Annotated in this window: 19 protein-coding genes; 8 read left to right on the forward strand and 11 right to left on the reverse strand. The window is 43.5% G+C overall.

The features are described 5' to 3' along the window. Nucleotides 1–171 precede the first annotated feature (171 nt). Nucleotides 172–1,257: an S-methyl-5-thioribose-1-phosphate isomerase gene (mtnA, locus tag Pyrde_RS08535; RefSeq protein ID WP_055409918.1), complete on the forward strand. Its 1,086-nt coding sequence runs from the start codon at nt 172–174 to the stop codon at nt 1,255–1,257. A gap of 52 nt (nt 1,258–1,309) precedes the next feature. Here the strand turns inward: mtnA and Pyrde_RS08540 are convergent, their stop codons facing one another. From Pyrde_RS08540 to Pyrde_RS08550, 3 genes are all read right to left on the reverse strand, one after another. Further along, nucleotides 1,310–2,641 carry a hypothetical protein gene (locus tag Pyrde_RS08540; RefSeq protein ID WP_055409919.1) on the reverse strand — a complete coding sequence of 444 codons (1,332 nt, stop codon included), beginning with the start codon at nt 2,639–2,641 and terminating at the stop codon, nt 1,310–1,312. A gap of 20 nt (nt 2,642–2,661) precedes the next feature. After that, nucleotides 2,662–4,209 (reverse strand): type II/IV secretion system ATPase subunit, encoded by a 1,548-nt coding sequence (locus Pyrde_RS08545; protein WP_143522135.1) that lies wholly within the window; start codon nt 4,207–4,209, stop codon nt 2,662–2,664. A 78-nt stretch (nt 4,210–4,287) separates the two neighbouring features. Then, complete coding sequence (locus Pyrde_RS08550) at nt 4,288–4,686, reverse strand: archaellin/type IV pilin N-terminal domain-containing protein (RefSeq protein ID WP_055409923.1); 399 nt, start codon at nt 4,684–4,686, stop codon at nt 4,288–4,290. A gap of 136 nt (nt 4,687–4,822) precedes the next feature. Between Pyrde_RS08550 and Pyrde_RS08555 the strand changes: the two genes are divergently transcribed. The 3 genes from Pyrde_RS08555 (at nt 4,823) to deoC (ending at nt 8,412) form a co-directional block, all read left to right on the forward strand. Continuing rightward, nucleotides 4,823–6,427 carry a DNA topoisomerase VI subunit B gene (locus Pyrde_RS08555; RefSeq protein ID WP_055409925.1) on the forward strand — a complete coding sequence of 535 codons (1,605 nt, stop codon included), beginning with the start codon at nt 4,823–4,825 and terminating at the stop codon, nt 6,425–6,427. A gap of 17 nt (nt 6,428–6,444) precedes the next feature. Continuing rightward, entirely contained in the window at nt 6,445–7,614 is a 1,170-nt protein-coding gene (locus tag Pyrde_RS08560; protein WP_197272677.1) for a DNA topoisomerase IV subunit A, read from the forward strand. Between the two features lie 72 nt (nt 7,615–7,686). Beyond that, a complete protein-coding gene (gene deoC, locus Pyrde_RS08565) occupies nt 7,687–8,412 on the forward strand; it encodes a deoxyribose-phosphate aldolase (RefSeq protein WP_231656724.1) in 726 nt (241 codons plus the stop codon). A 405-nt stretch (nt 8,413–8,817) separates the two neighbouring features. Here the strand turns inward: deoC and Pyrde_RS08570 are convergent, their stop codons facing one another. From Pyrde_RS08570 to Pyrde_RS08585, 4 genes are all read right to left on the reverse strand, one after another. Continuing rightward, nucleotides 8,818–9,489, reverse strand: a complete 672-nt coding sequence (locus tag Pyrde_RS08570; protein ID WP_307772127.1) for an ASCH domain-containing protein — start codon at nt 9,487–9,489, stop codon at nt 8,818–8,820. Between the two features lie 236 nt (nt 9,490–9,725). Beyond that, nucleotides 9,726–10,859: an NTP transferase domain-containing protein gene (locus tag Pyrde_RS08575; protein ID WP_143522134.1), complete on the reverse strand. Its 1,134-nt coding sequence runs from the start codon at nt 10,857–10,859 to the stop codon at nt 9,726–9,728. A gap of 77 nt (nt 10,860–10,936) precedes the next feature. Then, nucleotides 10,937–12,778 (reverse strand): glutamine--fructose-6-phosphate transaminase (isomerizing), encoded by a 1,842-nt coding sequence (gene glmS / locus Pyrde_RS08580; RefSeq protein WP_055409930.1) that lies wholly within the window; start codon nt 12,776–12,778, stop codon nt 10,937–10,939. A gap of 348 nt (nt 12,779–13,126) precedes the next feature. Then, nucleotides 13,127–15,022 carry a threonine--tRNA ligase gene (locus tag Pyrde_RS08585; protein ID WP_055409932.1) on the reverse strand — a complete coding sequence of 632 codons (1,896 nt, stop codon included), beginning with the start codon at nt 15,020–15,022 and terminating at the stop codon, nt 13,127–13,129. Nucleotides 15,023–15,202: 180 nt separating this feature from the next. Between Pyrde_RS08585 and radA the strand changes: the two genes are divergently transcribed. Continuing rightward, nucleotides 15,203–16,174 (forward strand): DNA repair and recombination protein RadA, encoded by a 972-nt coding sequence (radA, locus tag Pyrde_RS08590; RefSeq protein WP_055409934.1) that lies wholly within the window; start codon nt 15,203–15,205, stop codon nt 16,172–16,174. A 51-nt stretch (nt 16,175–16,225) separates the two neighbouring features. On the opposite strand, the gene Pyrde_RS08595 is transcribed toward radA, so the two are convergent. Then, the gene (locus Pyrde_RS08595; protein ID WP_143522133.1) at nt 16,226–16,645 is read right to left on the reverse strand and encodes a hypothetical protein; all 420 of its coding nucleotides are present in this window, start codon (nt 16,643–16,645) and stop codon (nt 16,226–16,228) included. Between the two features lie 48 nt (nt 16,646–16,693). On the opposite strand from Pyrde_RS08595, the gene Pyrde_RS08600 reads away from it, so the two are divergent. Together Pyrde_RS08600 and Pyrde_RS08605 are read left to right on the forward strand one after the other, a co-directional pair. After that, nucleotides 16,694–17,434, forward strand: a complete 741-nt coding sequence (locus tag Pyrde_RS08600) for an A24 family peptidase (RefSeq protein WP_055409937.1) — start codon at nt 16,694–16,696, stop codon at nt 17,432–17,434. Nucleotides 17,435–17,496: 62 nt separating this feature from the next. Then, nucleotides 17,497–18,003 (forward strand): HIT family protein, encoded by a 507-nt coding sequence (locus Pyrde_RS08605; RefSeq protein ID WP_055410921.1) that lies wholly within the window; start codon nt 17,497–17,499, stop codon nt 18,001–18,003. On the opposite strand, the gene Pyrde_RS08610 is transcribed toward Pyrde_RS08605, so the two are convergent. Further along, a complete protein-coding gene (locus Pyrde_RS08610) occupies nt 18,000–18,386 on the reverse strand; it encodes a hypothetical protein (protein WP_143522132.1) in 387 nt (128 codons plus the stop codon). The genes Pyrde_RS08605 and Pyrde_RS08610 overlap by 4 nt on opposite strands. Next, on the reverse strand, nt 18,343–18,564 hold the full coding sequence (locus Pyrde_RS08615; RefSeq protein ID WP_055409942.1) for a transcriptional repressor: 222 nt from the start codon (nt 18,562–18,564) through the stop codon (nt 18,343–18,345). Before Pyrde_RS08615 ends, Pyrde_RS08610 begins: the two co-directional genes overlap by 44 nt. A 113-nt stretch (nt 18,565–18,677) precedes the next feature. Here Pyrde_RS08615 and Pyrde_RS08620 point away from each other — a divergent pair, with 113 nt between their 5' ends. Next, entirely contained in the window at nt 18,678–18,869 is a 192-nt protein-coding gene (locus Pyrde_RS08620; protein WP_055409944.1) for a hypothetical protein, read from the forward strand. A 28-nt stretch (nt 18,870–18,897) separates the two neighbouring features. On the opposite strand, the gene Pyrde_RS08625 is transcribed toward Pyrde_RS08620, so the two are convergent. Continuing rightward, nucleotides 18,898–19,134, reverse strand: coding sequence for a hypothetical protein (locus Pyrde_RS08625; RefSeq protein ID WP_055409946.1), 237 nt, complete (start codon nt 19,132–19,134; stop codon nt 18,898–18,900). Between the last annotated feature and the right edge of the window lie 48 nt (nt 19,135–19,182).

Below are 19,182 nucleotides of genomic sequence, written 5' to 3' on the forward strand. Positions count from 1 at the left end.
CTTGTTCCCCCGGGTTTCGCGTCGTAACCGTATACTGTGGTATATCCCCCGTTGGCTCTACCAGAATAGCGGTTGGAAAAAGCTTGTACAACAATGATGCGTGAAGATTAGCTCTGCCAAGCTTTAAAGGGCTCTTCATGATGTTTGCATATTCAACCTGGCTGGTATATCATGGAGCTTCTAGAGAAGCTGAAGATAAAGCCTATTGAATGGATTGAAGATGATAGCGAAGGGCCTAAGCTTCGTTGGCTTGATACACGTCTCCTACCATGGGAGGAGGTTTATAGAGAGACGCGCGACTACAGGAGGGTTGCTGTGGCCATAAAGTCCATGGAGATCAGGGGTGCGCCGGCTATAGGTGTGGCAGCAGCTTATGGTCTTGCACTCGCAGCCGTATATTCAAACTCTAAAAGCTCCGAGGAGCTATGGAACAAGCTACAAGAAGCCAGAGAAGTACTCGCAACAACTAGACCCACAGCGTATAACCTGTTCTGGGCCTTGAATAGGGTCATGAATAAGGCTAGGGAGCAATTAGAGCGGGGCAGTGATGTAGATGATATTATAAGAACTGTGGTGGATGAGGCAAAAAAGATACATATAGAGGATGTCAAAACCAATATAGAGCTTGGCCGCATAGGAGCTAAGCTAATAGACGATGGCGACACTATTCTTACTCACTGCAATGCTGGTGCCTTGGCAACAGCTGCTTACGGTACTGCTGAGGGTATAATGAGAGCTGCAATAGAGGAAGGTAAACGTATAAAGGTCATAGCCACTGAGACGCGTCCTCTTCTTCAGGGTGCAAGACTCACGGTATGGGAGCTAAAGAAAGAGGGTATCGAGGTCAAGCTCATAACGGATAACATGGTTGGGTATGTGATGTACAAAGGTCTCGTAGACAAGGTGATTGTAGGCGCTGATAGAATAACTGCGGATGGCTATGTAGCGAACAAGATAGGGACTTACATGATAGCAGTCCTCGCATATAGGCATAAGGTTCCATTCTATGTGGCTGCCCCGACATCAACGTTTGACATGAGTATAGAGGGCGATAATATCCCTATAGAGGAGCGTGATCCGGATGAAGTTAGAACTATCCTAGGAAAGTTACTCATAACTGTAAAGGACGTGGACGTGTACAATCCGGCATTTGACATAACTCCGCCGGAGCTAGTTACAGCAATAATAACTGAAAAGGGTATAATAACTCCACCGTATCGGGAGGCAATTGCTCGTATTGTGAAAGGAAAACGATAGAGATGAGTAATAGGGTATTTTTCTATCTAACCGCGTACTAGGTTACGGTTCTCTACAATAGTAGCATTATGATACTCGTGCCAACTACTATTAGTGGAGCTGCAATATTATATGCTAAAGAACCCCATACGGCATAAGTTATTGCGAAACTGGCGCCTACACCAGTCACAGCTATGGACTTGACTGCAAGCCCCTTGTTTATTGTGATGAAGAAAGTAGAGCCTAGAGGCGAGGTAGCAATCGAGCTAGTAGAGTTGAATACGTGTGTGGCATAAGCTATGGATACAGTTATAGTTACCATTATCGCAGGCAACAAAATCATTATAGCTATAGCTTTGTTAAAGAGTATTCTCATGTTCAGGCTTATCGACTCTAGAATGGTATTGGCTATCCTGGCAACCTTTGAAGCATTACTACCACTTCTAACAATAGCAGATATAGTCTTTGAAAGCAAGTAGACAAGATGCCATTTCTCGATATTGCCTGGTGCTGCTCTACCCGTCCTTAATGCATATATGAGTGGCCTCTCGGGGCCTTCGCCGTGTTTGATTATAGAAACTACTATGTCTATATTTGTCAAACGAAGCGCTAGGGCATCCGTTATGACGCGTACAGTATATGTTAGCCTAGATAGTCGGGCAATAATGCTTTTCATAACAGCTATATTATATATGTATAACGGTATTGTTAATGTAGATAATGCAACGGCATACAAGTACTTATCAATTAGTAATAATATCAGTGACGTTATTACGGTTAGCGAAGACAGTAAATCCAGTAATATAGACTTGTCTTGTGGCATTAGTACTGAGAGTACTCTAATCCGTGTAGAAACTGCAATCGCAAAGGAGAAGCCAATAACTACCAGTGATGCTATATATGATGCAACGTAGTTTGCAGACAATGATGATGAAAGTATAACAGTCATAAGTACGACCACTGTGGCTGTAGCTATAAGCTCTATACCATGCATAAGCGCTTCGAGCTTATCCCTAAGCTTCTGTTCGAACACCTCCGCAGAGATAACGGCCATTTGATAAAGGGTTTCAAGGGGACTTCCTCTAAGCACATAAGATGCTATATATGACCTTATGAGTCTCGAAAACGTTACACTTGAGACAGTATCAGCTGTCCTCTCTAGCGCAAATATGCTGTTCCCATATTTCTTAACAAACCTAATATATATCTTAGAGATTTTACTAATTTCTCTGAACAATTTTTGAAGATTAATATCATTAGATATATCATTGAAAACCTCGTGAGGAGCCTTACTACCGCCAGCATACGATAGAGAGTAGAGCATTAACAAGGGTAGCTCGGCTATAAGCCTGTCTTCGTCTATCTTAATATTTTTGGAATAAAAGTAACCATTTACTTTGAGCATAACTAATCCTCCTAATCCAGCTATCTATTCGTTAATATTTTGATTATTTGAGACTTATAATAATCTTCAACTAGTAAGCGTAGACTCTTAAAGTCACATGATATACATGATTTTAGCAATGAAGTAAATTTTTCTATCCTATCTTGTATATAACTATAGTCTAAACCGTATAGTTCAGCTATAAGTCTTATACGATAACTTGAATTTATAAGGCTCTCTACGTCTAAAGGATGTAATAGATCTTCGCGCGGATTCCACTTAAACAATGTTATGAAGTCTATGGTATTGTTGGCTGGCACTACTTCAACGATCTCTACTACTCTACGGGCCTCTATGCCGCTCGCTAAACGTACTCTTCTGAGTACTATTATGAGCCATAATAGCTGCAGAAAGCTATCGCCTAGATTTATTGGGTTACTGCGCAACCTCTGCAGAGCAGACTCAGGAGAATCGGCATGGAATGTGGCTAACGCAGCATGTCCGCTGCCCGCTGCGTGAATGAACACACGTGCTTCTTCGCCCCTCATCTCGCCTATAACGAAGTAATCTGGTCTCCGCCTTAGCGCAAATTTTGCAAGCTTATAGATGTCTATGTCCTCGCCCTCATAGTCGCTATACGTATACCTCGTGACAAGGCTATCCCACTGACTGTAAGGCAAGTTAAGCTCGGGAGTATCCTCTATTGTCACTATTCGGGCATACGGTGGCACTAATGAGAGTAATGCTTGTAGGAAAGTTGTCTTTCCAGATGCCGTAGGGCCTACTATTAATATTGCAGGTCTATACTCCATGAGGAACCAAAGATATGCTGCAGCAAGTACAGAAAGTACGTTATCAGCTATTAGAGTCGTAATAGGTAATGGTTCTATGCGATGCTTCCTTATAACAAGTGAGGATCCAAAGCGACTAATTTCTTTAGAGAATGTTGCTGCTACACGATGACCTTCCGGCAGTAATGCTTCAAGGTATGGATGTGCAAAGCTTACATCACGTCCACTCTTTCTAGCCAATTGTATTATGAGGTTGTCCAGCAGCTGTTCGTGTAGGGAAACGTTTGTCTTTATCCAGCCAATTGGTAAGTGACGGTGAACTATATATGCATAGGTATTAGGAGCATTAACAGCTATTTCCTCTATATTAGGGTCTTCTATGAGTGGATAAAGAGGTCCGTATCCACTTAAACCCTTAGCTATTAGATAGCTCATTACTGTGTAGTTCGATTTCAAAAAGTCATAGTCTATTCCGTATCTTTCTGCGAATCTCTTGAGTTCAGTATGGTTTGAGGGTAAAGATTGCAGTCCTTCGGCTATGACTCCTTCTATTATCAGTGCTACAGTATTTAGAAATTCATCATCGCCGATTACCGGCTCATTTATGCAATAGATTATTTCGTCCTCCCTATTGACACCTATTACTATATCCACGACACCGGAAACAGTATATTTCCTAATAGTGTTTTTAATGCGGTCATTACAAGTTAGCGGTTTAATCATTTCTACTAGGAGTATATCTAGATCATCCCTGTTGTTCTTATGCAACCCGTGCAGATTAGTAAATTTGAAGTTCAAGGCACTGGCCCCAGTGAATATTTAGACTTAGAATTATGTTTTTACATAATATTTAAGATTATTAAAAAATATTTTACGTCAAGATATTTTTATAGGCTCTGTAGTATATGTTTTGTCACCCATATCATACTCTATAACCATAACTGATGGTGTTGGACATATTGTCTTATTTATTGATACACGAAGAGATTTTGTTTCTCCTGCGTCTATTACTTGAGATATTGGTATGTCGAGTGCTTCACCGTTAGCACAATCTATATGTACAGCGGTTATGTTTACTACTTGCGATCCACTGTTATCTAGTGTCACATATACGATGCCCAAATCCTGGAGGTATTCAGCGTTGTAGGCGTAGAGTATTGGTTTGTCAGCAACAGTCTCTATGGTGTCTATGAAGTATTGATACATTATTGCACCTGCGGCTAGTGTTGCCATTAGTAGTATTACTGCCGAGAGTATAGGAGATAGCGCTCTCATGACTCTCTCCAGGATTCTATATTTCTCTACTGGGTTGTAGTAGCAGTTTATTGTTAGAAATGCTTTTAATTGTAGAAGTAGTTTCGGGCTAGTTATTTAAGGTCTCTAGTGCTGAAAACAAACGAGGGCTAGGGTAATGGCTAAGAGACAGCAAGTAGCTCAACAAGAAAGCTTCCGTAGCATGACACCATCGCAATTCTTCTATGAATACAGGGAGGTCGCTGGTTTTGGCAGTCCATCACGCGCGCTATATCAAACTGTACGTGAACTAGTTGAGAACGCTCTTGACGCAACAGATGTGCATGGTATACTACCAGACATAACACTTGTAATAGAGCAAATCCCCGAACACCCCAGTTATTACCGAATAACCGTTGAAGATAACGGTATAGGTATTCAGCCACAACACGTACCATACGCGTTTGGACAGGTATTATACAGCTCAAAGTACAAGCTCCGGCAGGCCCGTGGCCGCTTTGGCTTGGGCGCGAAAATGGCTATACTATACGGGCAGATTAAGACAGGTCAACCAGTAGAAGTATACACATCACCCATAGGCTCTTCTAAGATATACTTCTTCCGGATAAAAATAGATATAGAAAGGAACAAGCCAATAGTACTAGCTAAAGGCGAATATCCTAATCCAAGTGGTTGGCATGGAACACGTGTAAGTGTCGTAATAGAAGGCGACTGGCCTAGGGCCCGTCACCGTGTTCACGAGTACATAAGAAGGACAGCTATAGCAGCACCCTATGCTAATATAACATTCATAGACCCTGACGGTAATATAACGGTATACCATAGGACTATAGACAAACTCCCTAAACAGCCTAGAGAGGTAAAGCCACATCCCCAGGGAGTGGACATAGAGCTGCTGAAACAGTTAATAAGAAAATCAAAAGCAACTACGCTCCTTGAGTTCTTAATAGATGCATTCCAAGGTGTAGGGCGTAAAACTGCTGAGGCATTCCTCGATTGGGCTGGGTTTGACAAGAACCTCGATCCTCATAAGTTAGATGATAGAAAGCTTGAGAAACTGGCAAGAAAGCTAAGAGAGTATCAGAGGTTTAGGCCACCGAGCGCTGACGCGCTTTCCCCCTTCGGTCCAGAAATCATAGAAGCAGGTCTAAGGACCATACTAAAGCCCGAGTTTGTCGCAGCAGTAACTAGGCGTCCAAGAGCCTATGAGGGCCACTCATTCATAGTAGAGGTTGGCATAGCCTACGGGGGACAAATACCACCATCTAGTGAGCCTATACTTTTAAGATATGCCAATAAGATACCTCTACTTTATGACGAGAAATCCGACGTAGCATGGAAAGTTGTAGACCCAAAGAACTTCGACTGGCGAAACTACCTAGTAGTATTCCCAGCACCCGTTGCAGTATTGACCCATATAGCTAGTACAAAAGTGCCATACAAAGGTGTAGGAAAGGAGAGCGTTGCCGACGTGCCGGAGATAGAGCAGGAGCTCCGTAACGCGCTTCGAGAAGCAGCTAGAAAACTTAGAGAATATCTCCTGCAGAAGAAGAAGGAAGAGGAAGCTAAGAAGCGCGTAATAACCTTCATGAAGTATACACCCGAGATAGCAAAGAGTCTAGCAACAATACTGAAGGACTACAGCGTGGATGAGAATAGTATAAGGGAAATGCTCCTAACAGCCATGAAAAAGAGGCTGCGGATAGAGGATGAGAAGTTTGCAAAACTAGTAGAAGGGCTAGAGGTAAACATAGAAGAATAAAGGGGGTGAGGTAAGTCGTGTCCACAATAGACGAGTACATAGATAAAGCTGACATTGAGGCTAGGAAGCGTGCACTGCAGGTATTTAGGGAACGATTCAAAGAGATATTTGAGCAGATAAAGAGAGGAGAAAACCCAACCATAATGCTGCCGAAGAGAACTCTAGCAAACACCATCTACGATGAGAAGAGGAAGCTACTACTACTAGGCCCAGAAAAGTTACGCCGAAGCTTCTTCGACCTACATGAGTCTAAGAAGTTCATGCAGACACTGCTAATGGCTAGAATAATATACGAGGCGCTCGAGAGAGATGAGTATCCGACAATCCGTGACCTCTACTACCGAGGCAAGCATACTATAGTGTACCGTGAGCCAGGCGGCCGTAGACACGAAGAAAACACGTGGGACGAGCAGCGCGAATCAGATGCAGTAATACGAGACATAGAAGTCTTTACAGGATTGCTCCGCGAAGAGATGTTGATACTCAGCAAGGAGAAGGGGAAAGTAGTAGGAAACATGAGAATAAGAAGCGGGAACGACATAATAGACCTCAGCAAGATGGGCCATGGAGCCTATGCCATAGAGCCTACTCCTGACCTCATAGAGTTCATAGATGTCGACGCTGAATATGTGCTAGTGGTGGAGAAGGACGCAGTATTCCAGCAACTACACCGTATAGGCTTCTGGAAGAGGCACAAAGCGATACTAATAACGAGCGCAGGTCAGCCTGACAGAGCTACGAGAAGATTCGTAAGGAGACTAAACGAGGAGCTAGGGCTACCAGTATACATACTAACAGACGCTGACCCCTATGGATGGTACATATACAGCGTATTTAAGATAGGCTCAATAACATTGAGCTACGAAAGTGAGCGCCTCGCAACACCAAAGGCCAGATTCATAGGAGTAAGCATGACAGATATATTTGGGCATGGTAAGAAAAAGCCATACCTAACTGAGCAGGAACGACGCAACTACATAATAAAGGCGAAGGATGCCGACATAAAGAGGGCATACGAACTACGCAACTACAGGTGGTTCCAGACAAAGAAGTGGCAAATAGAGATAGACATATTCCTAAAGAAGAAGGCAAAGCTAGAGATAGAGGCAATGACTAGCAAAGGTCTAAGATTCCTTGCTGATAAGTATCTGCCAGAGAAAATCGAGACCGGTGACTGGATAGAGTAGATTCGAGAAACATGAATCCGTCACAGCTATTTACCCATACAAATGAAAGCTCTCCTATCAGTGGTAATGATAATGTTGCACGAGAAACTATGCAGTATTAGTAGTAGCGAGTTAGCTTCGCGGATAGACCACGCCATACTAAAGCCATGGTTGGCTAGAAAAGAGCTAGAACAAGCGATTAACGATCTTGAGGAACTTAACCTTAGATGCCTAATACTAAGTCCACAACTCCTAAGAGAGGCACATGGAATTACGGGCAAGTGCCTAGGCGTAGTCGTAGGGTTCCCTTTCGGATATCATAGCATAGAAGCCAAGATAAAAGAATTAGAGGATGTAATAGCTCTAGGAGCAAGAGAGATAGACTATGTAACTAATACCCAGCTCTATCTGCTTGGCAGAAAGGATGAGTATGCTAATGAGATACGTGCAGTGACAACAATATGCAGAGAAGCAGAAGTTACTTGCAAGATAATAATAGAGACCCCCGCTTTAACTCAAAGCCAGATAAAAGAGGTAACAAGGCTCGTAGCTGAGTATGAGCCAGACTTTATCAAGACTAGCACAGGGTTCGGCCCCCGACACACTTTGCCGGACGACATAGTGATAATAGACAGTACGCTCAGAAAGATCGGAAAGAGAGATATTATAAAAATCAAGGCAGCTGGAGGTATAAGAACCGGACTACAAGCAGCAATACTGCTCTCACTAGGTGCAGACGTAATAGGGACGAGTACTCCCCGCCAAATACTTGAAACTTATCGTGACCTTTGTACCAGTAATAGAAGTTGTACCAAATAATTGGAGTTGCGTAAGAGGTAGACTCGTAAAAAGAAGAGGATGATGAAACGACGGTCTCAAGAGCGTTCGCAATGAAGAACATTCTCCTTTCTGACCCCAGCCTTCTCTAAGTGATTAAGTGATATAGAGTTCAGCTGAGACAGGTATCACCATCCCCTAGTCTAATGGGTCAGAACCCCTTTCTCATCACAACATCATAGCTGTAAGTATTGGTTATCTCCCTTGTATCTACTCCTCTTCTATTCTCTCAATAATTTCATGGAATGTATTCCTTTTACAAAATCTACAGTAATGATAAAGCTTTCCACTAGAGAGTTTCGTCAAATCAAAACTTACTTCAAGCTCCCATTTATTACCACATGAAGTACACTTCAACAACCACTTGGTCACGGATAACCCCTCTTTCTATCTCTTCCTTCTCCTCTCCCAGTGCTTTGGACGTCCTCTACCCCTATTCTTACCGCTTGAGGACGGGTTTTCTCTAGCTCTTATCAATCCTCTTCTCACAAGCTCATTGAGAACACGTCTAAGTACTCGTCTAACACGCCATCTACGCTCTATACTACCATAGAGTCTCACTGCGGTAGAGCGTATACTATTTGTCGTAGTCAAGTCACGCAGTATTTTCTTCTCCTCCTCGGAGAGTGTGTCTGACAAATAGCGTAGTCCAAGTCTCGCAATATCGGCAGGTTCTAAACCCAGGTATGGATCCTGGGGCTCAAGCGACGAGAGATCTTGAACGACTTCAAACTCTATAATAGTTACGTAGTCGTCTTCGTTGAAGTCGCCATACATACGTCTAAGAGCCTCTAGGAGTTCATCTTTATTCTTAAACCCATCTTTTTTTGCATCCTCCTCGGTGAGTTCGGAAACTCGCTTGTATACAACATTAGTTACACGTACCTTCGCAACAGGCCTCCCACCGCCATGAACAATTAACTCGTTATATTTTACACGCACCCTACCAAGCCTAATAGTCGTCCTCTTTTTGCCAGATAGTATGTCCTTAACAAATTCGCCTTTGACCATTAAATGTCTTCCGAGGAATTTGCTTCGCTCTCTTCGCTGCTCCTCCACGTATACCCCCATTGATGTTGTAGGGTAGTTGGTGGGAGGCTTTTTAGACGCATTTTGTCTCCCAGAAAACACTAGGGGCTATGAAGGTGTGTCTACTATAGGAGATCCCGGCCCCTATATTCCTTGATATATGTTTATGAAGGGCCGGGTGTCTGACACAGCCAAGACGTGTATGAAGATGGGCCAAAGCGCTGAGCCCCTACTATGGGATTCTATTACCATCATCTTATCATTCGTTATCTGTGAATCGATGCAGGCTTAAGTACGCTATGAGGTGTGGTTCTACTGTTTGCGGCTATGATAGCTCCTACCTTTAGACCCTCGAGAGGATGAGTTGATGTAACTACTATTTCTCCTGCAACACCAGTATATGGTACGTTTTCTGTCACAGTATAAGGTGCTACGTGGGCTTCTTTACCAACGACACTATCGGCAATATAACTATGTGAACCTATTCGTGCCCTGTCATAAATTATACTCCTTTTAACTTCTGAGTAGGCTCCAACCAAAGCTCCCTCATATACAGCTACATTATTCCTTAGAAATGAGTGAGCGCCTATGCGAGCACCGCGGGCAATGAAGACTGGTCCTTTTAGCACTGCGTAATGGTCTATGAAGGCGTCATCGTCTATGAAAACGGGAGGCTCTATAATAGCTGTGTCTTTAATCGTAGCATGGTCGCTTACATAAACGCCTTTCAGACTAGATAGAGCCAGCCTAACTGCGAGTAAATAATCCCATGGTGTGTCTAGATCGACCCATTCTCCGAGCCACATATTTGCATGTATGCGTTGTCTCTTAGCGATGTGTGTAAGCGCATCATGTAGTGACATATCTTGTTGACATATAAGGCTTCTTAATTCGTTGACATTAACAGTCATTAAGCCTGCAAATACTAGTTGCCCTCTGCCCATGCCTATTATAGACATCTCTATAGGGTCTATGTCAACTTGTAAGAATGATCCTCTAAGCATGACAGGCCGAGTAACAGTCATTACGGGTTCATAGTATCTTGCAACAATGTTCATATGTGAATCTATCATGTTTGATGGAGCATATATATCACCATAAAGTATTGTTACGATTTTTTCACCACTTGCACTAATTGCTGAAAAACTATCACATATGGCTCCCTCAATACCAGGTGAACGTTGTTCAACAAACATGCATCCAGGTAAGGTGCTGCAGACGCTACCTACACGAGGATCATCTGAAACTACAATAACTCTATCAAAATGTTTAAGCATAGATTTAACATGAGTTTCCAGTAGTGTTCCCTTAGGGAATTTTAGTAATGAGCGAGAGGTAGCATCTCCCAAGACGAGTCTTAATAACTTAGGTGATCCGCCAGCAAGAACAACGCCTATCATGAGGCCTGCGCCTCTCCTCACGGCTATAGAGTGTTCGGCAACTAATTAGCAGCTACTACTTTACAATATTAGTGCCTCTATTCGACTGTTACTGTCTTAGCTAGATTGCGTGGTTTGTCGGGATCTCTGTTGAGCATTACGGCGAGCTTGTAGGCGAGTAGCTGGAACGGCGGAACTACGGCGTAAGGCGCAAGTATCTCACTATAGTTTCCGACATCAATGTAGAAGTCTACTCCTTCAAGCTCTCTATAACTAGAGGTACCTATTACTATGGTTGAAGCTCCACGTGCCTTCATCTCCATTACGTTGCTTTGGAGTTTTTCTAGGAGCTCGTCTTCTGGCGGGACGCCTACAAATATGACGGGAAATTCTTCCTCTACAAGTGCTATTGGACCGTGTTTACTCTCTCCGGCGGGATAAGCTTCAGCGTGTATGTAGCTAACCTCTTTGATCTTTAAGGCCGCTTCATAGGCTAATGGAACGCCTAGTCCTCTTCCGAGCACGTATATGTTGTTTTTACTACGTAAACTTGAAGCGAGTAGTTCTACAAGTCTTATACTACGATCTATTCCGGAGGAGGCTGCATGGCTTGCATTCCTGAGCTCCCTCATTGCTTCCGTGTATTCCGCCTTGGTAAGAGAGCCTGTATGGACAGCTAGAGCTAGCGCTATACTTGTGAGTGCTAATACCTGTGTAAGGAACGTCTTGGTGGCTGCTACACCGATCTCGGGGCCAGCCCTAGTATAGACGGTGGTGTCCGATTCGCGTGGAATAGTGCTTCCGACAACATTTGATACAGCCACAACCCTCCCGCCGCTAGACTTGAATGATCTTACAGCTTGAAGAGTATCGATAGTTTCGCCGCTTTGACTTATAGCTACAAGCGCCGAATTGCTATGGTCTAAGCTTCTATAGGCGAGATACTCACTTGATATGAAAGTGATTACTGGTCTTCTAGCTATACGTGCCATGAAGTATGCAAATACGAGGCCGGCGTGATAGCTAGTTCCAGCACCTGTTACAAATATGTGGTCGGCGCTAGCGAGGATCTCTGCAGCTTTTTCAAGTTCACGGCTAGACATAAGCCCTGTGTACGTTTCATACAGTACACGTGGCTGCTCCATTATCTCTTTAAGCATGTAGTGAGGATAACCGCCTTTTTCAGCATCTTCTATACTCCAAGTTACTGTCATGACACGGTGATGCCATTCGACAGGAGTACCGCTTTTCTCGAGATAGAGCCTATATGGTTCTATATACCCGTACTCGCCATCGTTTAGGGCTACAAAACGCTTAGTATATTGAAGCATTGATGGAATATCGCTTGCAATCATGTTGAAACCTTCACCGAGCCCAATTACAAGAGGGCTCACTTTTCTTGCAAAGTAGATGCGATTAGGTTCATAAGCATAGACTACGGCTATTGCGTACGCACCTTCTATGACCTTGACAAGCTTTTTAAAGGCCTCCCACATGGAGTCTCCATTTTCCAGATATTCTTCTAGCAAATGAGCTATAACTTCAGTATCAGTTTCGCTCTTAAATTTATGACCTCGTTCTTCTAACAACTGGCGTAATTCTGCAAAATTCTTTATTATGCCATTGTGTACTACAGCTATTTCGTTCCTACAATCTACATGGGGATGCGCATTAACAGTATTAGGCTCGCCGTGGGTAGCCCAACGTGTATGAGCGATGCCGCATACAGCACAGTACTTGTGAACACTATATTCTTCAACAACTTTGTCGATACGGCCTTTATCCTTGAATATCAAAAGCTTGTTAGAGCTACACTCTATTAGAGCAAAGCCAGCACTATCGTAACCCCTATACTCTAAGCGTTTAAGACCCTGAACAAGTATTGGTGCAACATTGCCTATAATATCCGGGTCTGCTACAATACCAACTATGCCGCACATAGCCTATACGCCCTTCCCCTGAGCATAAGATCTTGCAATTACTTATGACTCTAACTAGACATCTGCCACTGAAGGAACACAGCGACTACAGTATATTAGTTATAGAGGCTTAAGCTATTACGTAACTGGCGGTGGATGAAGAGTGAACCCCAGTTGCGAAAACTAGCATGTGCGGCCTTCAGCGTACTGACACCGCATTATAGCGCCTTCTGGCTCTGAATAGTGGTGGAAATGAAGCATGGTTGCCAAAACTGCTAGTAACGTGCTGAAGTGTTACGTGTATCGAACATTATTTAAAGCATAGCGAATAGGGATAAAGAAACAAACATGTATTAGGGTGGCTCGGCATTAGTGCTTAGCTCTGTCTTGTTTCGGTGTAGAGGGCTTCTCTAGATAGACAAAGCTTGGACGCTTCGATACGTATCTGGGTAGTGTAGGCTGGAGGCGTGGATAGTCCCTTATCTCTTCCAGAACCATTGCTACTAGTTCTTCTGGCTTTACGGCTATACGGTCATTGGACCTTCTGATGGTGACGTTTATTGTACCTGTTTCAACTTCTCTGTCGCCGACAACTCCTATGTAAGGTATCCACTCTCGTGCAGCATCGCGTATGCGCTTGCCTAAGCTTATATCTCTATCATCTATGTCGACTCTTATCAGATTCTCCTCAAGTAGGGATGCAGTTTTCTCTACTAGTTGCATCTGCTTCTCTGACTTGGGATCGACAGGTATGAGTCGGACTTGTATTGGTGCCATCCATGTAGGTATATACGGTTTCTTGCCTTGTCGTTCCATCTTTACTGCTGAGTCTAGCACCATGTAGATATATCTCTCTATGGAGCCTATCAGTGCCGTATGTATAATTACAGGGTAGCGTTCAACATTGTTTTCGTCGATGTACTTTATTCCGAAGCGTTTAGCATTACCTACATCGAATTGGAAAGTAGCTATCTCTCGAGGCCTGCCGGCAACATCTATTATGTGGTATTCTACGTTAACTACCCAGTAGTATATGCCTGCAGGGTAGACCGTCACTATGGCTGGTTTTCCGTCACGTTTTATTAACTCCAGGAGTAGATCGCGCTTCTCTTGCCAGAAGTCCTCAGTCACATTGTATACAGCGTAGTATTTTTGGCCAAGCCTTGTAGCTTCTCGGTGTATAACTTCTTGCAGTTTTCTACTGACATTTACAGCTTCCTCTATATCACGTGTTAGTATGTGTAGGTCGGGCATATAGAACCTTCTTAGCCGGAAACAGAGGGTTACCTCACCGCTTTGCTCTAGACGGTAACTATCCGCGATCTCGAACATGCCAAGTGGTAGATCTTTATAACTTAACACGTAGTCACGCAATATTGCAAACTGTTGATGACAAGCAGCATAGCGCATTACTAGGTGCTTCCTATCAGTCCATAGCTCGTATAGACGGTCCCCGAAGAGTTCAGCGTGCTCGTATACAGGTTTGGCTGATAAGTCGAACATGTTTGTGCCGCGTATACGGAGCACTGGTATGCCTAGGTCTCGTGCAAGCTTCCACGCGTATTCAGAGACAGCGTCAACCATTAGTGTGGCATGAGGCTCATACCTCATGTGGCCGTAGTCTGAGAAGGGTTCCCATTCAAACCCGAACTTTGCACAGAGAGCATTGACTGGATTCTCTACCTCGCCAATTTCCTTGCCGAGGGCCTCTTTCTCTATTAGTATTCTAAACTCCTCATCTGCTTTTGATAAATATTCTTCGGGCTTGTAGACTTCGCCATTAGGCGTTAGTACGAAATACTTCTTCTCTATTTGTGGTTTTGAGGAAGCTTTTGGTGCATAAGCCCTTGAGAGTTCTGATAGAGGGTGACCATAGCAGTGTATCTTAAATTCCTTGTACCACCCAAATGGGGCTCTTACGACCTTATATTTGCCTTCGGCACGTTTCTTTAGCTCCTCCTCGAGGAGAGATAGTGCTTCTTTAGCAACTTTAGGTGGCGCCAATCGTTTAGAGAGGTGTGCATAAGGATAAATGACTATTGTATAGGCCTTTACCTTCTCTGCTACATCGATTATATCCTTTACAGCGTTCTCGACAACTTCTCTAAGGTTCTGGGTGTCAACATCCTCTACTGTAGTAAACACTACAAGGGCATTTTCTACGGACGCCTCAGAAGGTGTAAGGTCTACCGACTCTGCGTCAGCTATAGCCTTGCTTTTAGCTTTGAAGGAGAACTCTTTGGCGTGTATCAGTAGTATACGCATAGCCGTGCACCGTCGTTGTAAAGTATTTGAGGTGTATACCCAAGGGTAGCCTAGGCTCCATGGTTGGTAAAAAAGATAATATAGACGCCCATCCCTAATGAGCTATGGAATAGTTTCGGTTAGGTAAAGAGCCCTATATAAGGGTGTTACTGGCCCGCCCATCTCCCGGGATAGAAGGGTATGTCTAAAGGAGAAGTAAGGTCGATAACAGATCTCCCGGGAGTGGGTCCTGCAACAGCTAACAAGCTAATAGAAGCAGGCTACGCGACACTAGAAGCAATAGCAGTAGCCACGCCACAAGAGCTAAGCGCAGCAGCAGGGATACCAATAACCACAGCACAGCGCATCATAAAGGCGGCACGAGAAGCTCTCGATATTCGCTTCAAAACAGCGCTCGAGGTCAAAAAGGAACGCATGCAAACACGCAAGATAACTACAGGGAGCCGTAACCTTGACGATCTATTAGGTGGAGGTATAGAAACTAAAACCATAACGGAGTTCTTCGGCGAGTTTGGTAGTGGTAAGACGCAGATTTGCCACCAGGTAGCTGTAAATGTGCAACTACCGGTTGAGAAGGGTGGGCTAAGTACGCCAGATAAGGTAGCCAAAGCAGTTTACATAGACACAGAGGGGACTTTCCGCTGGGAACGTATTGAGGCTATGTCAAAGAGATGGGGACTTGACCCAGATGAGGTAATGAGTAATATACTCTATATAAGGGCTATAAACAGTGACCATCAAATGGCCATAGTGGACGAGCTGTTCAACATAGTTCCGAAAGAAAACATCAAGCTAGTCATAGTAGACTCTGTTACTGGACATTTCCGTGCGGAATACCCGGGAAGGGAAAACCTCGCAGCACGGCAGCAGAAGCTAAATAGGCATCTACACCAGCTCTCAAGGCTAGCGGAGATATATGATGTTGCAGTAATAATAACTAACCAGGTAATGGCGAAGCCTGATGTGTTCTATGGTGACCCAACCCAGGCAGTAGGTGGGCATGTCTTGTATCATGCTCCGGGTGTGCGCGTACAACTAAGGAAGAGTCGTGGAAACAAGAGGATAGCGAGAATAGTAGATGCACCGCACCTGCCGGAAGGTGAAGCAGTATTCATGATAACAGACTACGGTATAGCTGACCCCGAGGACTAATCCGATCATTAGGTAAACTAACACAAGTATTTTGAAAATATTTGTAAAGCACTATAGGACGACACGTTGACAACGTCTGCAAGACCTGACAGACGCAGGAGTTAGTACGAAACGTGACTTACTCCATTCAAGCTCAATCATGCAATCATCAATTATTATTGCTGGTACTTTTACTCTAAGTCTTAGTCCGCTAAGTACATCATTTACAGTTGCCCACTTTGTAGATACATTTACCTTAGAGCCTATGCAAACATAATAGCGCTTACTTATGCTGGATTCATCTACAAAGAGGAGTAATTCTAAATTATTGTTGCCTATTCTTACGCGAAACAAGTTATCTGCTATAATTTGCTTAAATATGTCGATGTTTCTAGTCTCGTATGGTATTTTTATTATATTACCCTTCCTGGTTAACACCACTGGCTTATCAATACTAATTGCCTCTAAAAGCTTATCTATATCTGGGTGCACGATGCTCACCAGGCCAAACGGTGAAAGGCCTACGAGGGCTTTTCAACATTGTACGCGGAGATAGTAGCAATATTAGTCCTCACGGCTCTTTCGATATACGATGTAAAGACGCGAGAGCTCCCGGATAAGCTAGTATATGCTTCTCTGGCTATCGTAGTCCTTCTCAGAATCGCAGAATACAGGGTCATAGGTTTCAACACTATCTTGCCATTGTGGTTTTACATTGTAGTGGATATAGTGCTTCTTGGTATGATAGCTGTAATAGCTTGGCTAGGTTACTTTGGATGGGGCGATGTCGCGGTACTAGCCTTGATAACAGTTGCATCACCACTCGCTGAAGGACAATGTATCATTATGCCCCCCTTGCTGATGGTGATTATTTACTATGTTTTGTTGACGATGATCCTTATGGTTACTAATATGCTTGTAAATATCACAGCTCATAGGCGCGACTTGGCGCGACTGCCCGCTAAGTATAGGCTAATATATGCATTCATAGCGCGTCCAATTAGAGCGAGAAAACTCTCTCAAAACCCTGGATGGTGGTATCCTCTAAACCTATGTGGTAAATATAGCGTAAGGTTCAACATATATATGGATCCGCCAGATATAGCGAAGGAAGTTAGCCTAGCCATGCAAAGAGGCTGCGTCAAGCCTAATGACAAAGTATGGGCTACATATGGGGTGCCTGGTATACCGCTCTTTACCGTAGCATACATATTAACATTAATTCTAGGAGATGGTCTGCTGCTCAGTGTACTAGGCCTCAGTATTCCAATGGTAGGCTAGAAAACTCATAGTTTAGGCAGGAAGATGTAGCTAGAGGGAGGGACGGTAGAATGGCACACCAGATGGACGTGCTTTATGCACCTTGGCGGTATACATATATAAAGTCTACAGTTGAGAAAGAGCCACAAGAATGTATATTCTGTATAGCTCCTAAGAAGCCTGAGGACGAGTCATTAGTGTTATACAAGGGTCGCTATAGCTACATAATCATGAATCTATACCCTTATAATACTGGTCATGTAATGGTGGTTCCTTATAGGCATATAGCTGATATAGCTGATCTAACTATTGATGAGCTAACAGAGATGATGGAGTTAGTAAAGCTGTCAATGATTGTAATACGAAAAGTGTTAAAGCCGCATGGTTTCAACATAGGCATCAATATTGGTCGTGTTGCAGGTGCCGGTATAGACAAGCACGTACATATCCATGTAGTGCCGCGATGGAATGGTGACACTAACTTCATGCCAGTAATAGCAGGAGTAAAAGTCATATCACAAGATGTTAGGGAGACGTACAAAGCGCTACGGGAGGCTCTTAAAGAAGTCATACATGTAACTAAAGACTAACCAATAAAGTATATCTTTAGTCTGTTCACGAAAGCTCTAATGTCTGCTATATGTGAAGCCACATCGTCTCTTACATCGCTAAGCCTCCTTAACGTGTGTAACTGTTCAGCCCTCATTCTATACGCTCTGACATATCTTAAAAGAAGCCTCGCCTTTTCCGCGTAGATATACGCGTCTGTAATTCCAATACGGCCTATATTATCTAAATGCTTGGCTAGACTAGATAATGTATCCTCAAGGCTTCCATTGAATAGACTCGTCTTGAAGTAAAGAAGTTGACGAGAAATATCATCAACTAATGATAGAATTGATTCAATCTCTCTACTTAGCTCCTGTACGTCAACACTTCTTTGCAATCCTAAAAACCATCTTCTTTCTCTCATAGTCGGGCTCCCGTATAATTATACCTCTTCTAACCAGCCCCGCTAATGTCTCACGTATGGTCTCCTTCTTAACATTGCTATCATGCTCCAATAACGCGTTATATATTTCATCAAATGTTAATCCATTTTTGCTCTTAGAGAGAATCTCTAGTATAGCTTTCTCAAGATTCTCCGACATAATTCTCAGCCTCGCTACTAACTAGCCATGGAAGGGGGACCAGTGACTTCGCTATAAAAACGAGGCTCTATAGCCGCTTAAGCTAGGAGTGTTCCCAGCGGGGTGCACTAATCTTGAACGAAATAGAGCTTGAGCTTGTCGAAGAATACGAACTTCTCGGAGAAAAGCGCTATCGGTTCCGGATAAAAGGTACATCAATATACCTTAACGTGACAGCCAAAGACGTGGAAGATGCTAGGCAAAAAGCAATAACTATGGTAAAGGAGATACGGCTAGACGCCATACTGTCAAAACTAACAGGTTAGCGATATACTAACGTATTCATATTTACTGTCATATTCGTTTTACTGCTTGTTTTGCCTTCCTTAGCTCCTCAAACTCTTTTATAGCTTCACGTGCAGCCTTCTTGAACTCTCCTTCATCGATACGTTCAATAAATAGTTTGAAGAACTTTGTGAGACATGATTTGCTATGAAATACTAGTTCTATACCAGCCCTCTTCAATACTATTCCCTGGCCCTGGGGGAATACCCGGCCGCATACTATGCATGTATAGCGCTTCACCTTCATAACACTACTACCGTCATGGATGACTGTGCCACAATTATATTAAACCCT

It is taken from the genome of Pyrodictium delaneyi (assembly GCF_001412615.1).
In the GTDB taxonomy this organism is placed as follows: domain Archaea; phylum Thermoproteota; class Thermoprotei_A; order Sulfolobales; family Pyrodictiaceae; genus Pyrodictium; species Pyrodictium delaneyi.

Coding starts and splice junctions, on each gene's coding strand:
- radA (WP_055409934.1), top strand. CDS start 15,203: ATGTCTAAAGGAGAAGTAAGGTCGATAACAGATCTCCCGGGAGTGGGT.
- Pyrde_RS08585 (WP_055409932.1), bottom strand. CDS start 15,022: ATGCGTATACTACTGATACACGCCAAAGAGTTCTCCTTCAAAGCTAAA.
- Pyrde_RS08610 (WP_143522132.1), bottom strand. CDS start 18,386: ATGAGAGAAAGAAGATGGTTTTTAGGATTGCAAAGAAGTGTTGACGTA.
- Pyrde_RS08605 (WP_055410921.1), top strand. CDS start 17,497: ATGGACGTGCTTTATGCACCTTGGCGGTATACATATATAAAGTCTACA.
- deoC (WP_231656724.1), top strand. CDS start 7,687: ATGTTGCACGAGAAACTATGCAGTATTAGTAGTAGCGAGTTAGCTTCG.
- Pyrde_RS08555 (WP_055409925.1), top strand. CDS start 4,823: ATGGCTAAGAGACAGCAAGTAGCTCAACAAGAAAGCTTCCGTAGCATG.
- Pyrde_RS08550 (WP_055409923.1), bottom strand. CDS start 4,686: ATGAGAGCGCTATCTCCTATACTCTCGGCAGTAATACTACTAATGGCA.
- Pyrde_RS08575 (WP_143522134.1), bottom strand. CDS start 10,859: ATGATAGGCGTTGTTCTTGCTGGCGGATCACCTAAGTTATTAAGACTC.
- Pyrde_RS08540 (WP_055409919.1), bottom strand. CDS start 2,641: ATGCTCAAAGTAAATGGTTACTTTTATTCCAAAAATATTAAGATAGAC.
- Pyrde_RS08625 (WP_055409946.1), bottom strand. CDS start 19,134: ATGAAGGTGAAGCGCTATACATGCATAGTATGCGGCCGGGTATTCCCC.
- glmS (WP_055409930.1), bottom strand. CDS start 12,778: ATGTGCGGCATAGTTGGTATTGTAGCAGACCCGGATATTATAGGCAAT.
- mtnA (WP_055409918.1), top strand. CDS start 172: ATGGAGCTTCTAGAGAAGCTGAAGATAAAGCCTATTGAATGGATTGAA.
- Pyrde_RS08615 (WP_055409942.1), bottom strand. CDS start 18,564: ATGTCGGAGAATCTTGAGAAAGCTATACTAGAGATTCTCTCTAAGAGC.